This window comes from Parasedimentitalea maritima, from assembly GCF_005771405.1.
GTDB lineage: Bacteria > Pseudomonadota > Alphaproteobacteria > Rhodobacterales > Rhodobacteraceae > Parasedimentitalea > Parasedimentitalea maritima.
Window position 1 is genome coordinate 18,222 of record NZ_VAUA01000005.1, and the last position, 16,207, is coordinate 34,428.

The following is a 16,207-nucleotide window of genomic DNA, read 5'->3' on the forward strand; positions in this document are numbered from 1 at the left end:
TTAATCTCCCAGTACGTTTTCAGCGGCTGAGATCGCCGCGTCAGAATTTGTTACATCTTTTGCACCGCCCTGCGCCATATCAGGGCGGCCTCCGCCACCCTTCCCGCCCAGCTCAACCACAGCAGCCTTAACCAGATCCACGGCAGATACCTTGCCGATCAAATCCTTTGTTACGCCCGCCGCTACGGCCACTTTTCCACCAGTATCAGCAATCAACAACACCGCACCCGATCCCAGACGTTCTTTATGTTCGTCAATGAGGGCTGGAAGATCTCGACCGGACACACCGTTCAACACCTGTGCAATGAAGGCTACCCCACCAACCTGTTTTGCTTCGACACTCGGTCCTGATCCGCCAGACATCGCAAGCTCACGGCGCAATTGAGCTACTTCATTTTGCAAAGACTTGCGCTCATCCATAAGACCTTTCAACCGCTCTAGAACATCCGCAGGCTGTGCCTTTAGCGCGCTGGCTACAGCTCCCAGTTGGGACGCTTCGCGTTCAAGATGTGCAAAGGCAGCTGCTCCGGTCAGGGCCTCGATCCGGCGTACCCCGGACGAAGAGGCGCTATCACCTAGCAATACAAATGTACCAATGTCGCCTGTCTGGCGTACGTGCGTACCGCCGCAAAGCTCGATGGAATAAGTCATGCCATCGCGACCTTTGCCAGTGTTGGCGTGCCCCATTGACACAACACGAACCTCGTCACCATATTTTTCGCCGAACAAAGCCTGCGCACCGATTTCCCGCGCATCATCAGGCGTCATTATTCTAGTTTCAACGACAGTGTTTTGTCGAATATAGGCGTTCACATCAGCGGCAACTTTTGACAATTGCTCAGCTGTCATGGCTTTTGAATGACTAAAGTCAAAACGTAAACGATCGTCAGCATTCAGCGATCCGCGCTGTGCAACGTGAGTTCCAAGGGTTTCCCGTAGGGCCTCATGTAGCAGGTGAGTGGCAGAATGGTTTGCACGGATATTGGCACGACGTTCCGGATCGACCTGTAGCTGTGCACCAGTGCCCGCATCGATCTTGCCTTCGGTGACATTTGCAAAGTGAATGAACACTCCTGCCACCTTACGCGTGCTTGTAACACGTGCTTTTCCAGTGTCGCTGCGGACCATACCGCTGTCGCCAACTTGGCCTCCCGATTCTGCATAAAACGGGCTTTGATTGAGGACGATCTGAACCTCTTTCCCAAGAGCTGCGGTTTGAACCTGGTTTCCGTTTTGGACGAGTGTAACGATTTGGCCTTCAGCAACGTTAGTGTCGTAACCTAGGAAATCTGTTGCCCCGTGTTCTTCGGCTATATCAAACCAAACGGTGCTATCTGCTGCTTCACCCGAACCAGTCCAAGCGGCTCGGGCCTTGGCCTTTTGTTCAGCCATAGCGCTGTCAAAGCCTTCGGTATCGACACTGCGGTTTTTTTCGCGCAAAGCATCCTGTGTCAGGTCCAATGGAAATCCGTAGGTGTCATATAGCTTGAAGGCTGCTCTGCCAGATAAAGGTGCTCCTTCATCTAGCCCATCCAGTTCATCATCAAGTAATTTCAGCCCTCGATCCAGAGTCTGCTTAAACCGAGTTTCTTCTTGTTTCAGGGTTTCTTCGATCAACGTCTGAGCCTGGCCAAGCTCAGGATATGCACTACCCATAAGTTGCACCAACGTAGGAACCAGCTGATGCATCACAGGATCTTTAGCCCCGAGCAAATGTGCATGCCGCATGGCTCGGCGCATGATACGTCGAAGAACATAGCCGCGGCCATCGTTTGAGGGCATTACACCGTCAGCGATCAAAAAGGACGTGGAGCGAAGATGGTCTGCAATCACTCTATGATGCACGTTCTGGTCGCCATAGGGATCAACTGAGGTGGCATTGGCCGAGGCTTCGATCAATGTTTTGAACAGATCCGTATCATAATTGTCATGGCTGCCCTGCAACAACGCACCAATCCGCTCCAACCCCATGCCGGTGTCTATCGACTGCATATCAAGTGCTGTCATCGAGCCATCTTCAAACTGCTCGTTCTGCATGAAAACAACATTCCAGATCTCGATGAAACGGTCACCATCCTCATCCGGACTCCCTGGGGGGCCTCCGGGGATATGATCGCCATGATCAAAGAATATTTCAGTACATGGACCACAAGGGCCAGTCGGACCCATCTGCCAGAAATTGTCATTGGTTGGGATACGAATAATCCGGTCGTCGCTTAGCCCAGCAACTTTTTTCCAGATCTCTGCGGCTTCGTCATCAGTATGGTAGACCGTGACCAACAACCGATCCTTGGGAATATCGAACTCTTTGGTCAACAGTTCCCAAGCAAAAGGGATTGCTTCTTTTTTAAAATAGTCTCCGAAGCTGAAATTGCCCAGCATTTCAAAGAAAGTGTGATGACGAGCAGTGTAGCCAACATTGTCTAGATCGTTGTGCTTGCCGCCTGCCCTTACACACTTCTGAGCCGACGTCGCACGGCTATAGTCACGTGTTTCCAGACCCGTGAACAGGTTTTTAAACTGAACCATCCCCGAATTGACAAACATCAATGTCGGATCATTTCGCGGCACCAGCGGGCTAGATGCAACCACTTCGTGCCCTTGTTTGGAATAGTAGTTCAGAAAGGTTGATCGAATTTCGTTCAGAGTCGGCATGTTTTTATGATCTCTTGGCGGGCTTTGGACAGCATTTCAATCAGGTTTAGCTGCCACGTCGGTTGCTGTCCACAGTTGCCATTGACCCGATACAAACGAAAAAAGGGCGCAACCAAAATTGCGCCCTCTCGTACCCATAGTCTTCAATTTCAGGCTTCTAGGATATCGTCTCCATCCGCAACTGCTGGACGGTCAAATTCTAATCCATGAGCGGCTCGAATCTTGTCTTCGATATCAAAGGCAATATGCGAATGTTCACGCAAATAGGTCTTGGCGTTCTCACGGCCCTGACCAATGCGCTCATCACCATAGCTGAACCAAGAACCAGATTTATTGACGACACCGGCTGCCACCCCCAAATCCAGAAGTTCGCCCATTTTGGAGATGCCTTCACCATACATGATGTCGAACTCAACCTGCTTGAAGGGCGGAGCCACCTTATTTTTCACCACTTTCACCCGGGTTGCGTTGCCAACAACCTCGTCTCGATCCTTGATTGCACCTATACGGCGAATATCAAGGCGAACTGATGAATAAAACTTCAGCGCATTACCGCCAGTGGTTGTTTCCGGTGATCCAAACATCACGCCAATCTTCATGCGAATCTGGTTGATAAAGATCACCATGCATTTAGATTTGCTGATCGAACCTGTCAATTTCCGCATTGCCTGGCTCATCAGGCGGGCCTGAACACCAACACTGCTATCCCCCATATCACCTTCAAGTTCAGACTTGGGAGTAAGTGCCGCAACTGAATCGACAACAATCATGTTAACCGCGCCAGAACGGACCAATGTGTCGGTAATCTCCAAAGCCTGCTCGCCGGTGTCAGGTTGAGAAATCAACAATTCATCAAGATTAACACCCAGCTTTTGCGCATACATGGGATCGAGAGCATGTTCGGCATCCACAAAAGCGCAAACACCGCCCTTTTTCTGTTGTTCAGCAACACAATGCAGAGTCAGGGTAGTTTTGCCGGAACTTTCTGGTCCGTAAATTTCGATTATGCGTCCCATTGGCAAACCGCCAATTCCAAGAGCTATGTCCAGCCCCAACGAGCCAGTCGAACTCGCTTCGACTTGCTGGATGGCGTTGCCATCACCGAGCTTCATGATTGAACCCTTACCGAACTGACGCTCGATCTGCGCTAAAGCGCTATCCAGGGCTTTTTGTTTATCGCCGCTTTTCTTGTCTTTCATGGTCAAAAGATCCGCCATTGTCCCCAGTCCTTCCCTATGTGTCACACCCTAAAGCGGGCGGCAATCACTGCTTTGTTCCCTTAATGTTCCTTATGAGATCAAAGTGAGAACATTGCAAATTAATTCTTCACGCCTTTACTGTTCATCAATACTGTTAAAGAATAGTTTATGAGTGTTAACCATATGATCTTACGACCGGAACTAACAAAATGCTGGTTTTCTTCAAAGAACGTCTTGTTCTCCTATCTGTTCCTAAAACCGGGACAACAGCTTTGCATTCCGCCTTGCGTGAGCGAGCTGATATGGTGATTTCGAGTCCACCAGATCTAAAACACGCACCTCTTTATAGATACAATCGCTGGGTAAGACCGATGTTTCAGAGAGTTTGCGATGCTGAAATGGAAGTTGTTGCAGTCATGCGTGAGCCTATAAGCTGGTTGGGAAGTTGGTATCGCTTTCGCCGTCGGCCATTCATGGTGGGTAAGGACAACGCAACCACAGATATTGAATTTGATGAGTTCGTACGTTCGTATTGCAAGGGTAAACAGCCGCCATTTGCAAATGTTGGAAGTCAGGCCGTGTTTCTTGCAGCTCAACCAAATGGGTGTGCCGTGACTCACTTGTTTAAGTATGAAAAGCAGGAGCGTCTGATTGCCTTCCTGCAGCAAAGACTGGACACTGAAATTTGCCTTAAACAAGAAAATGTCAGTCCTGTTATGGAGCTGTCGTTGTCGACTAAAACCGAATCCATTCTACGACGCAAATGTGCAGATGAATTTGCCCTATATAATAGTATAAATTTGTAGCCGAAGCAAACTGGTCTCCCGTTTGCGGCGGCCCAGATAAGTTTGAATAGATGGCTAATCAGTTAAGTTGCTCATGTACTGTTTCGGTCAGCTGATTTAGCGAAAACGGCTTTGGCAAGAAAACCGAATTGGGCACATTGGGCTGTGACTCGCCAAACGCTCCTTCTGCGTAGCCGGAAACGAACACTACACGGGTGTCCGGGCGTGTTTTTAGGGCCTCACGCACCCAGCTGGGTCCATCCATGCCGGGCATCACCACATCAGTGACAAACACATCTACATTCAAACCGGGGTCCTCCAGAGTACGCAACGCATCCTCAGCAGATTCAGCTTCTAGTACAGTATAGCCGCGAAGTCGCAATGCACGAGATGCAAAGGCTCGCACTGGTGCTTCGTCTTCGACCAAAAGTACAACACCTTCACCATGCTTTGGAGCGGTATCCTCGATCTTTGATTTGGCCGTCTTGGCTTGTGAGACTTGTGCATTGTGAACAGGAAAATAGAGGGTGAATTCTGTTCCCGACCCCTTAATGGAGTCGACAAAGATATATCCGCCAGTTTGTTTGATGATTCCGTAAGCGGTGGAAAGCCCTAGGCCTGTCCCCTCACCGGTTCGTTTAGTTGTGTAAAACGGTTCGAACACTTTTTGCAGCTTGTCAGGGTCAATACCTTCACCTTCGTCCAGCACCTTGACGGTAACCCAATCTCCGGCTGGCACAGTAGCGCGGTTGCGCTCAATTGGTCGATCCAGGGAGACGACCTCTGTCTCGATACGGATCTCCCCCCCTTGAGGCATGGCATCGCGCGCGTTCACAACAAGGTTCATCAACACTTGTTCCAACTGCCTCTTGTCAGCGCGAATGGACCGCATGACAGGGTCGTGGCTAAGCGTAAGCGTAACTTTTTCACCCACCAAGCGGTTCAACAGGTGTGTCAAGTCGGAAAGAGTATCTCGTAGATCAAGCACTTCAGGTAACAACGTTTGCTTACGTGAGAAGGCCAGAAGTTGGCTTACCAACGCAGCAGCACGATTGGCATTTTCGTGAATCTGAATTAGATCACCATAGTCCTGGTCGCCCTGATCATGACGCAATAGCAAAAGGTCGCAATGACCTGAGATGGCCGTCAAAAGGTTATTGAAGTCATGGGCAACGCCACCCGCCAATTGGCCAATCGCCTGCATTTTCTGGCTTTGCACAAATTGTGCTTCCAAGGTCTTTAGTTCGGTTGCATCATTCAGAACTGCAATTAGAACAGTAACGCCATCTTCAATCGCCCGGCTCAAAGTAACTTGTACAAAGACTTCCTTATCCCGGCGTGACAAGCGCAAAAACTCAGATTTGTTAGGGGCAAGACCATCTGCAGTGTCGCGTAGCCAATCAGACATTGGCCGCCCTAGCCCCTCCATCAACTGGCCCAATTTTTTATCGTTACAATTGGCAACGCCCATTAGGGCAAGTGCAAGCTTGTTGACGGATAAAACCTCACCACTGGGCGCTACTTTTAGGAACGGCACCGGTAGGTTTTCAAAAGTGGTGCCACCTTCAGAGCCTTCTGCACTATCTGTTTCAAGGAAATACAGTTCATTGCGCCCTTGGGTGCGCGTATTTTCAACCACCAACGCCTGAATAGGACCGTTCGCAGTCGTCATGGTATTGATCTGTCCAGATCTCACTGGCAGATCAACAAAAACACGGTCCAATGATTTTACACGACTGCCAACCAAGCTGCGTGCAGCCTCGTTCATAAATAATACGGCGCCAGTGCGCCCCACAGTCATAAGCGGTATTGGAATACTCTCTGCATTTCTACCCGAACTGCTACGTTCAACAATATCTTCAACCCGCCACAAAAAACTGCCGCCGTGCATCTGGTGAACAGACAGCCTGACATGGCCACGACGTGTAATGACATCCTCTTGCGCAGCGCCGTCTGCACGGGCCCGACTTTGTAACCGAAACAAAACCGCGGATGGGTTTGCTAGTACTGCCCGTAATGTTCCTGCAAGAGTCTCCTTTTCTGCATCCGTAAACCGTTTAGCAGCCGCTGGATTTCTTGCATGAATCACACCGTCATCATCGGCAACAAAACTAGGACTCGCGTCCTTTTCGATGAACCCAGTCAACAGATCGGTAGCCATCGCGCGCGCGCGAAGCCGGAGCCGAGCCTGTGCTGCCATCATCGCAGCAACTGCAACCAAAGTCAGCCCAACTGCGATCAGACCGCGCGCCACCCAATCTGGCCAACCAAAAAGCCAGGAGGCAGAAACCATCATGATTGCAAGCAGCACCGTAGCGGCGAGCCGGGCATTTTCAGGCGCAGAAACGCGAAAGTCAGGAACAGGTGAGTTTTGGCGACCGATCATTACGGCTCCGTTAGCTGGATTCTTCGCCGCCTACTTCGCGGCATTCAGGGTTAAGACCACGTTAAGAAAAGGAAGCTTTCCCTATAGAACACCTAGCAATCGGTAATTGTGCGCGTCAACACGGCTGCATAGAAACCATCTGTGCCTCCTTGAACCGGCCAGGCCTGTTCCGTTTCCAATTTCCAACCTGATGAACGTTCCATAAATTGTTGTATTTGATGTGTGTTTTCGCCATCCAGGACCGAACATGTAACGTAAGCGAGAACTCCGTTAGGAGCGACCAGCTGCGAAGCCTTGTCTAGTATTTCACCCTGAACATCCTGCAGCTCTGCCAGTTGCACAGCGTTTAGGCGCCATTTACCCTCGGGAGAGCGCCGCCAGGATCCGGATCCAGAACAGGGCGCATCACATAGTACAAGGTCAAACGGTTCTGTTTGGTCAAGAGTATCGGTTGTAAGCACTGTCAAATCGACCCCTGCCCGGTCGGCGCGCAACGGTAAATCTTCCATCCTTTGCGGTGCTTTGTCGTGGGCAAAAAGTGACAGGTTTGCGCGTGCAGCCATTGCCAGGCTTTTTCCACCTCCGCCAGCACAATAGTCCAGCACTCTCATGCCATTGGTTAGTGGCAAAATTTCAACCACTGCCTGGCTTGCAGCATCTTGCAATTCAACCAGACCTGATTGGTAGGCATCGCAATTGCGAATTCTACGCGCACCTTCGTTTACCTCCAGCGCCATTTCAGAAGCAGGATGAGCAACGCAGGTGACACCTTCTTCGCCTAGATCTTCGATTGCCTGGTCAATTTTTGAACGGCGAGCGTTTACACGCAAATGAACTGGGGCCCTATGGCGCAGCGATTCAGCCGCTGCCTCTGCGGCATCGCCCAGGCTGGCCGCGAATTGAGGCCAAAGCCACTCAGGGATATCAAGGCGTTCAGCAGGGCTGCTAGGATCTCGCGCGATCAAACCCTCGTCGTCACTAAGCTCGGTTGGACCATAACCTACGCCATTAAACAGAGTATCAGGATCTATTCCTGCCTCGCGTAAAGCACCAAGGATCAACCCGCGTCCAGTGCTGGCACCGCCCAACGCAGCATGTGAGCGTAGACAACGCAAAGAGGTAAATACGTGATCACGAACAGCGGCGCGATCTTTAGATCCAGCAAAGCGACTACGCCGCGCCCAGCCTGTCAGAGCTTTCTCGGCGGCATCGCCGTCCAGGATTTGATCGAGAATTTCAATCGCCGCTTGCAAACGGGCACCGGGGGTCACGCCGATACCCTTTGGTCTATCTCATTGCTCATCGTCTACGCTCCTTGTTGGTCAGCCAATCCGGTAATTTGGGCTTTCGCGAGTAATCTGAACGTCATGCACATGGCTTTCCTTAAGCCCAGCGCCGGTGATACGAACGAACTCGCAATTTTGGCGCATCTCGGCGACTGTGGCACAGCCAGTATACCCCATCGCAGCGCGCAGGCCGCCGACCAATTGGTGAACAACCGTGCCCGCAGATCCTTTATAGGGAACCTGCCCTTCGATGCCCTCAGGGACTAGCTTATCGCTGGCAGCGTCTTTCTGGAAATAGCGATCAGCAGACCCGCGCGCCATTGCTCCGATGCTTCCCATACCGCGGTATGACTTAAACGAACGTCCCTGATACAGAATGACTTCTCCAGGGCTTTCATCCGTTCCGGCGATCATAGACCCAACCATTGCACAAGAGGCTCCAGCAGCAATCGCTTTAGCAAAATCGCCTGAGAACTTAATACCACCATCTGCTATGACAGGTATGTCGCCTGCAGCTGCAGAGCAATCAATGATGGCGGTGAGCTGCGGCACGCCTACACCTGCAACCATTCGGGTTGTACAGATCGAACCAGGGCCAATGCCCACTTTGATCGCATCCGCCCCGGCATCAATAAGGGCTCTGGTTGCAGCACCAGTTGCGACGTTGCCAGCAATCACTTGAACCGAGCTCGATAATGCCTTGGCTCGTGTGACTGCCTCTATCACGCCGGCCGAGTGACCATGCGCTGTATCAATCACAACGATATCAACGCCTGCGTCCACTAATGCCTCGGTGCGGGCAAAACCTGAATCTCCGACAGAACTAGCGGCCGCCACGCGCAGGCGACCAAGATCATCTTTACACGCAGTGGGATTTAGCACGGCTTGTTCAATATCTTTCAAGGTCAGCAACCCGGTTAGTTTACCCTCGCCATCGGTGACCAAAAGTTTTTCAATCCGTCGAGCCTCCATGAGGGATTTGGCTTCGGCCAAATCAGCGGGCTCCTGCAATACCGCAAGATTATCGGACGACATCATCACTGAGACGGGTGTTTTATTATCCGAAGCAAACCGCATATCTCGATTGGTAACGATGCCGACCACCCGTCCCTGTGCGTCCACAACGGGAAAACCGGTAACCCGATAGCGTTCTTGCAGTGATTTGGCGTCGGCCAACGTTTGATCCGCCGTCAAAGTAATTGGATTATAAACAATTCCACTTTCGAACCGTTTGACCCGCCGAACTTGTTTTGCTTGTTCATCAGCGTCAAGGTTTTTGTGTATAACACCCATTCCACCGGCCTGTGCCATGGCAATTGCCATACGAGCCTCGGTCACTGTATCCATCGCTGAACTCAGCAACGGAATATTCAGTGTTATAGATTGCGTTACATTGGTACGCGTATCGGCCGTACTTGGTAGTACGCTCGACGCCGCCGGCACCAAAAGAACATCATCAAAGGTGAATGCCTCACGAATCTGCATTTTTTGTCCCCATGCAAAGCCCCGTTTGGCGGCCACCCTATCGCATGGATGTTGATCGGGGGAAAGGGGCTGTCGCAAAAAACGACAAGGAGCTGCCGAAAGTGGTTTGTTCTCCACTCGCTGACTGCAGAAATCAGCATCTGACTCACATGTTTACAACAAAATGCCGCCGCAAGGCCTGAAAATGGCGTAACCTGCCTTTCGCTCCTAGAAAAACCCAATATTCTCCGCCTTACCTACACAACAAGAAGACGCCATCATGACCACCGATCCTCTCGTCCTTTTCACCCCTTCGGGTAAACGCGGCCACTTCCCGGCTGGAACACCAGTTCTGACTGCAGCAAGGCAGTTGGGTGTTGATCTGGATTCGGTCTGTGGAGGCAGAGGCATTTGTTCCAAGTGCCAAATCACCCCATCATATGGAGAGTTCCCAAAGCACGGAGTTACAGTCGCAGAGGCTGCACTAAGTGAATGGAACAAAGTCGAGCAACGGTATGATGATATACGAGGACTGACAAAAGGACGGCGCCTGGGGTGCCAGGCTTTGGTCCAAGGCGACATCGTGATTGATGTTCCTCCAGAAAGTCAGGTCCACCGGCAAGTGGTCCGCAAACGGGCCGAGGTCCGAGATATCACTATGAACCCATCAACCCGGCTGTATTACGTCGATGTTGAACATCCCGACATGCACAAGCCCAATGGCGATCTGGAACGGTTGATTGAAGCGCTGGAAACCCAGTGGGACTTGCAAGACGTCAAAGCTGACCTGCACATATTGCAATCCATGCAGCCCGTTTTGCGAAAGGGAGACTGGAAAGTCACGGTTGCCGTACATTTAGGTGATGAAATTCACCCGCCTACAATCATGCATATTTGGCCCGGCTTTTATGATGGCTCGATCTACGGGCTAGCTATTGATCTTGGATCAACAACTATCGCTGCGCACCTGTGTGACCTTCAAACCGGAGATGTTGTTGCCTCATCGGGTATCATGAACCCTCAGATCAGGTTTGGTGAAGACCTGATGAGCCGTGTCAGCTATTCGATGATGAACAAAGGCGGCGATCAGGAGATGACGCAGGCCGTCCGTGAAGGAATGAATACACTGTTTGCGCAGGTAGCCGACGAAGCAGAAATTGACAAAGCACTGATTGTCGACGCTGTGTTCGTATGCAACCCTGTGATGCACCACCTCTTTCTTGGCATTGATCCGTTTGAGTTGGGTCAAGCCCCTTTTGCGCTGACGTCGTCCGGTGCCTTATCTCTTTATGCGAAAGAACTGGATCTAGAGATCCATCCCACTGCCCGTGTGTACATTCTGCCCTGTATTGCAGGGCATGTCGGGGCGGACGCCGCCGCTGTGGCACTCTCTGAGGCCCCCGATAAATCCAAAGACCTGATGCTGGTCGTTGACGTTGGCACCAACGCCGAAATCCTTTTGGGTAACACAGACAAAGTACTGGCATGTTCTTCCCCCACAGGTCCAGCCTTTGAGGGGGCGCAGATTAGTTCGGGCCAGCGCGCCGCGCCTGGTGCTATCGAACGCATCGAGGTAGACCCAGAAACCAAGGAACCTCGTTTTAGGGTGATTGGATCAGATATTTGGTCAAACGAAGATGGGTTTGCCGATGCTATAGCCACCACCGGCGTCACTGGGATTTGTGGGTCAGGCATTATCGAGGCTATTGCTGAGATGCGTCTTGCCGGGCTTTTAGATGCATCAGGCCTCATTGGGTCAGCCGAACAAACAGGAACTTCGCGGTGCATAGCTGATGGGCGCACCAACTCTTACGTCATTTGGGATGGCAGAGAAGAAGGTGGCCTCAACATCACTGTCACAAACCCGGATATCCGTGCAATTCAGATGGCCAAAGCAGCATTGTATTCTGGCGCTCGCTTGCTCATGGATAAGTTCGGTGTCGATACAGTTGACAAGGTCATTCTTGCGGGAGCCTTTGGAGCGCATATTTCTGCAAAACACGCCATGGTTTTGGGGATGATCCCGGATTGCCCCTTGGACAAGGTGACCAGTGCAGGAAATGCCGCCGGCACCGGAGCCCGCATCGCATTACTAAACACGAAAGCCCGAACCGAAATCGAAGACACAGTACGCCGGATTGAAAAAATTGAGACCGCAGTTGAGTCACGCTTTCAAGAGCATTTTGTCAACGCATCGGCGATCCCGAACTCGGCCGAGCCTTTCCCCATTCTAAATAGCATTGTTACGCTACCGGACGTTAATTTCAACACAGGTGGTGGTGAACAGTCTGGCGGCCGTAAACGCCGCCGCCGCCGCGAATAAATAATCAAGAAACGGGTATTGACGCTACATCTCAGCCGGAATACCCAATCCTTGATGTGCGGGTATGGTGAAAAGGTATCACGCGAGCTTCCCAAGCTTAAGTTACGAGTTCGATTCTCGTTACCCGCTCCATCAAGATCATGAAATTTCCGCTGACTTTCCAACTGCCTAAAGTGCGTTTCTATTCGGATACTTAGGTCTAGACAAAATTTCGTTGCAAAGAAACGACGGACAAGCCGTTGAGCTCTTTAAAGCTCTACTACAGCCCCCCCCCTACTTTTCTGTTTACTGCGTTATCTACTTCACCTCAGGCTTGACGATTGTCCCGTATAAGCATCGGAAAATTCGACACTATTGCCGTATTGACCGCCTTTTTACTCTTTTGCATGAGCGCTCATCAAACATAACTTAGAAATTCAATTCTGTCTGTGGGAACGCAGGGTTTCAATGATCGGTACGATTGAAAAAACATCCATTCCTTCAGTCCCGATTGGCAATAGCGGGGTAATTTGTGCAGCAAAGTCCCATAGACCTTCGCCCAGTGTTGATACTGGTAACTCACGTTTGTTAATCGCCCAGACTGATACTATGATTTCTATGGACAAAATCTGACGGGCGGCTTCAAGAATACGTTCAAAATCAGCAACTGAATGTAATGCATGACCTGCGGTATCTTCTACTCCGTCAGCGAGTTGGCCTACAGACAATAGCAACGAAGGCGCCGCCCATATCTTTGTAGATGTGATCAGGGACGCTGCCAAATGTCCAAGGTTCAGGAACTGAACCCCGCCCAATGGGCTTTTTGTATCGGCGAAACCAGTGGGCAGACCGGAAAACTCGGTCCATTGTTGCTTGTGGAGCCGCTCACCAGAGATATCCAGTGTTTTGGCAAAGGCTTGCCGTAACCCATCAATCGCCAGAGTCATACGGGTTGAATCCATATTGCCGTGCGAGCGGACACACTGTTCAGCAGTATCAACAATCGGATTGTCTGTTACGGAATTCAACTCTTGATCCCAAATCTCAATTGCTCGGTCTAGCAACTCCCTAAGCGAACCATGGATCTGCGATGCACAGCGAAAACTCAGCGGATCCTGAATGCGCCGGGCTTGATCCGTGTTCCAAAGTTTACTGTTGCGTAGAAGATAACGCACTTTCTCACTGACCTGCGCCTGCCCTCGACGTTGATGGGCAAGGTTCACCTGTTCAGAGATTGAATCTAGATTACCGCGAAACGCTTCAAGCGAAAATGCCAACGAAAGATTTGCCAAGTCCAAGATCGCGCGTGCTTCCATCAGAACTTCAGCTCCGGTGGCCAGGGTGATCGCGTTGGTATTGATAAGTGACAACGTTTCTTTGGGTCCGGGAATGCCAAGTTTCTGAGATTCTGGCGTGCTTTGCAGCCAATTCGCGATCTGAGACATCGGTATGAGATCTGCCGCACCCACAGTCCCGTATGGCGATACCTCGGGCATTATTGCTGTGTTGATTTTGTCAGTGAGCAGTTGAACCAAAGGTTCCGAAACGCCGGATAACCCAAGTGAAAACTCATTGACGAGGATAATCAAAGCGGCCCGTACACGACTTTTTGGCAGCACTGCGCCGCCGATATGGGTTGCATGTGCCCGAGCCAGTCGACGGTTAAAATCCTGCACATGGTCTGCAGCGACCATGAAATCCTTTTGCGATCCGACACCAGTGGTGATCCCATATCCAGGGACACCGCTGGCCACGACCTCCTGTACGACCTCACGACCGTCTTGAATCCGTGCTCTGGATTCTTGTGCAAACGTTACTTTAGAGTTCTGCTGTACCGCCTCAACCAGCTGTTCACAGGTCAGCGACACCCCGTTCAGAACAATTGGATCGCGGGTCGGCAGGTGTGAAACTTCGTCCATAGCTCACTTTCAATGCAGGATTTTCACGCGTAGAAACCTACCCAATCAAATGGATTCCCACGGAAAACTATCCAGTCTTTCATAGCCGGATTCCGTTATCAGAACCTGCGTTTCCAGCTTAACGCTTTCGGATCCCTGCTCGGCAACCAGGCTCTCAACACATAACACCATGCCCGGTTCGATCTGCCCTGACGTAGCTGTGTCGTCAAAGTCTACATGCAGAGGAATTACGGGCCATTCATCGGCCATTCCAACCCCGTGTACAGCAAGGGAATAACGGTAATCGGCATGTTGCTCAGGGATACGCCAACTTTTATCGTTGTACTCGGCAAAACTCATCCCCGGGCCTAGGATGGACAGGTTGTGGTTGATCTGATTCAGCGCCGTTGAATATATCCGTTTCTGCGTACTATTCATCGGCGTGTAGCCACAAGTCCAACTGCGCGACAGGTCCGCGCAATAGCCGTATGGGCCAATCATGTCGGTGTCGAAGGATATCATTTCCCCTTTTTGACAGATGCGATCGGAACACTCGGCGTACCACGGGTTGGTGTTCGGTCCGCAAGCCAACAGTTTGGTTTCTAACCAGTCGCCGCCAGAACGCGCATTTTCAAAGTGAAGATGAGCCCAGAGTTCACGTTCGGTAGCACCAGGGACAGAGTGATCGTAGATCCGTGCCATACCGGCTTCGCAAACGCGGATTGTCCAGCGCATCAAATCGACTTCTTCAACCGACTTGATAGACCGGGCGCGTTCAGTAAGCTCTGCCCCCTCAACAAAGGTGAAACCGACATTTTCAAGAGCATGTAAACCTGGGCCATCCAGTTTATCCGCGGCAAAGCGTGTGTTTCCGCCGCCATGTTGACGTAAAACATCTGCAATTTCGTCAGCCCAAATATTGACGCCTGTCGGTGCCTTATCGCCCTTGGTCATGAACATCCATGAGACTGCAGTACGAATTTCGTCAATACCATCTAAACCATCATTCAAGTGTTCGCAGCCCTTGAACTCCCATAGGATCGCCGGACCATCTGCTAGGATCAGAGCGTACCGAACTGGATTATGGCTGGTCCAGACCTGCATGTTAGAGCTGTCAAATGCGTATCGGATGTTGATTGGATCATAGAGCAAAAGCCCTGCCACATCATGCACCACAATTTGCTCTCGTAGACGATCCAAGCGGTAAGAACGAGCTTTGTCCAACGTTGTCTTGGGCACCGGGCTAATCAGCGGCTTATCTGCGCCTTCACCATTCAAATACGTCAACTTACGGTCATCTTTGAAGACACTCTGGGATTGAGTCATTGTGACATCCTGTAATGAAGAACTGGCTTCTACCAGTAAGTGGCGACCTTGCCGTCATGTTTTGTTGTAGTCCGCACCTGAATTTTCAGATGGCGAGCGAATAGGTCAACCAATAGAGCGCCCGTAGAAGCCCTGCTGCTCTTCGGTTGAAAAGATTACATTGGGCTGTTCATAAAAGGAAAAGATAGCAATCACTCGGTCGATTGGGCCCTGAACCGGAACCACACGGTGCGGTGTATTCACCCCACGAAAAACATTCAGAGCACCCGGTTCGGGCATTATTTGTTTGGTTTCCGGGTCTTTTCCAGCCAACACAGCCGCAACACCGTCAAAGTTCTGATCATTCTCCGAACGCAGGTCTTTGCGAAATTCTAGCTGCCCACCTGTTTGTGGGGCTTGAAGCAGGATCGTTGTAGTGAATTCCGACCGGTCAAAATGCCAGTTCAGACCCTCGCCGTCACGGGTCGCCTGCACATTTACGCAGGCCATTTTGTCTGCCATCTGATATAGCTTTTCTTTGCCTTTGGTTGCCGCCAGAAACGCTGCAAAAGGTGCCCATTCATAAACATCAATCACCGGGTTGCCTTCCAACTGGTCGGCGCACAAGGTGTGGTTCACGGTTTCAACTTTCTTCATCGCTGGGTGGTCATCGGTGATACCCGGCACCGTGTCTCTGAAATAGACGTTGTGACACCGAGCATGCCTGAACGACTCGTTGTCCATTGCCGGTTTGACAGCATCCGCCGCAGCTTGCGCCACACCAGGCTTTAAAAATCCCGGCAGATTGAACATTCCATCGTTGGCAAGGTCAGTCTGACACTTTCCAACCAATTTGGCGTATGCCGCACTGTCCGGCCGGTCCAATGGGTATTTTTCAAGATCGATAAACTGGTTCATGTCTCGTCC

The 16,207-nt window shown here is 51.1% G+C and carries 10 protein-coding genes and 1 tRNA gene; 3 read left to right on the plus strand and 8 right to left on the minus strand.

The window, feature by feature from the left end; translation table 11 throughout:
- Together alaS and recA are read right to left on the minus strand one after the other, a co-directional pair.
- Positions 1-2,655: an alanine--tRNA ligase gene (alaS, locus tag FEE96_RS10720; RefSeq protein ID WP_138163048.1), complete on the minus strand. Its 2,655-nt coding sequence runs from the start codon at positions 2,653-2,655 to the stop codon at positions 1-3.
- A gap of 149 nt (positions 2,656-2,804) precedes the next feature.
- Entirely contained in the window at positions 2,805-3,872 is a 1,068-nt protein-coding gene (gene recA / locus FEE96_RS10725) for a recombinase RecA (RefSeq protein ID WP_138163049.1), read from the minus strand.
- A gap of 191 nt (positions 3,873-4,063) precedes the next feature.
- Here recA and FEE96_RS10730 point away from each other — a divergent pair, with 191 nt between their 5' ends.
- Positions 4,064-4,660, plus strand: a complete 597-nt coding sequence (locus FEE96_RS10730) for a gamma-glutamyl kinase (protein ID WP_138163050.1) — start codon at positions 4,064-4,066, stop codon at positions 4,658-4,660.
- 58 nt (positions 4,661-4,718) lie between these two features.
- On the opposite strand, the gene FEE96_RS10735 is transcribed toward FEE96_RS10730, so the two are convergent.
- The 3 genes from FEE96_RS10735 to guaB all read right to left on the minus strand — a co-directional run bounded on the left by FEE96_RS10735 (position 4,719) and on the right by guaB (position 9,796).
- The gene (locus tag FEE96_RS10735; RefSeq protein WP_138163051.1) at positions 4,719-7,025 is read right to left on the minus strand and encodes a hybrid sensor histidine kinase/response regulator; all 2,307 of its coding nucleotides are present in this window, start codon (positions 7,023-7,025) and stop codon (positions 4,719-4,721) included.
- 92 nt (positions 7,026-7,117) lie between these two features.
- Positions 7,118-8,296 (minus strand): RsmB/NOP family class I SAM-dependent RNA methyltransferase, encoded by a 1,179-nt coding sequence (locus tag FEE96_RS10740; protein ID WP_138163052.1) that lies wholly within the window; start codon positions 8,294-8,296, stop codon positions 7,118-7,120.
- A 51-nt stretch (positions 8,297-8,347) separates the two neighbouring features.
- Positions 8,348-9,796: an IMP dehydrogenase gene (guaB, locus tag FEE96_RS10745; RefSeq protein WP_138163053.1), complete on the minus strand. Its 1,449-nt coding sequence runs from the start codon at positions 9,794-9,796 to the stop codon at positions 8,348-8,350.
- A 259-nt stretch (positions 9,797-10,055) separates the two neighbouring features.
- Here guaB and FEE96_RS10750 point away from each other — a divergent pair, with 259 nt between their 5' ends.
- Positions 10,056-12,098 carry an ASKHA domain-containing protein gene (locus tag FEE96_RS10750; RefSeq protein ID WP_138163054.1) on the plus strand — a complete coding sequence of 681 codons (2,043 nt, stop codon included), beginning with the start codon at positions 10,056-10,058 and terminating at the stop codon, positions 12,096-12,098.
- Between the two features lie 58 nt (positions 12,099-12,156).
- A tRNA-Gly gene (locus FEE96_RS10755) sits at positions 12,157-12,230 on the plus strand.
- A 284-nt stretch (positions 12,231-12,514) separates the two neighbouring features.
- Here FEE96_RS10755 and FEE96_RS10760 read toward each other — a convergent pair.
- The 3 genes from FEE96_RS10760 to FEE96_RS10770 form a co-directional block, all read right to left on the minus strand.
- Positions 12,515-13,996, minus strand: coding sequence for an aromatic amino acid lyase (locus tag FEE96_RS10760; RefSeq protein ID WP_138163055.1), 1,482 nt, complete (start codon positions 13,994-13,996; stop codon positions 12,515-12,517).
- Positions 13,997-14,041: 45 nt separating this feature from the next.
- Positions 14,042-15,301, minus strand: a complete 1,260-nt coding sequence (locus FEE96_RS10765) for a M24 family metallopeptidase (RefSeq protein WP_138163056.1) — start codon at positions 15,299-15,301, stop codon at positions 14,042-14,044.
- Positions 15,302-15,406: 105 nt separating this feature from the next.
- Positions 15,407-16,198 (minus strand): HalD/BesD family halogenase, encoded by a 792-nt coding sequence (locus FEE96_RS10770; RefSeq protein WP_138163057.1) that lies wholly within the window; start codon positions 16,196-16,198, stop codon positions 15,407-15,409.
- Between the last annotated feature and the right edge of the window lie 9 nt (positions 16,199-16,207).

Excerpts from the sequence above, each read along its gene's own strand:
- alaS (WP_138163048.1), bottom strand. The coding sequence starts at position 2,655 with ATGCCGACTCTGAACGAAATTCGATCAACCTTTCTGAACTACTATTCC.
- recA (WP_138163049.1), bottom strand. The coding sequence starts at position 3,872 with ATGGCGGATCTTTTGACCATGAAAGACAAGAAAAGCGGCGATAAACAA.
- FEE96_RS10730 (WP_138163050.1), top strand. The coding sequence starts at position 4,064 with ATGCTGGTTTTCTTCAAAGAACGTCTTGTTCTCCTATCTGTTCCTAAA.
- FEE96_RS10735 (WP_138163051.1), bottom strand. The coding sequence starts at position 7,025 with ATGATCGGTCGCCAAAACTCACCTGTTCCTGACTTTCGCGTTTCTGCG.
- guaB (WP_138163053.1), bottom strand. The coding sequence starts at position 9,796 with ATGCAGATTCGTGAGGCATTCACCTTTGATGATGTTCTTTTGGTGCCG.
- FEE96_RS10750 (WP_138163054.1), top strand. The coding sequence starts at position 10,056 with ATGACCACCGATCCTCTCGTCCTTTTCACCCCTTCGGGTAAACGCGGC.
- FEE96_RS10760 (WP_138163055.1), bottom strand. The coding sequence starts at position 13,996 with ATGGACGAAGTTTCACACCTGCCGACCCGCGATCCAATTGTTCTGAAC.
- FEE96_RS10765 (WP_138163056.1), bottom strand. The coding sequence starts at position 15,301 with ATGACTCAATCCCAGAGTGTCTTCAAAGATGACCGTAAGTTGACGTAT.
- FEE96_RS10770 (WP_138163057.1), bottom strand. The coding sequence starts at position 16,198 with ATGAACCAGTTTATCGATCTTGAAAAATACCCATTGGACCGGCCGGAC.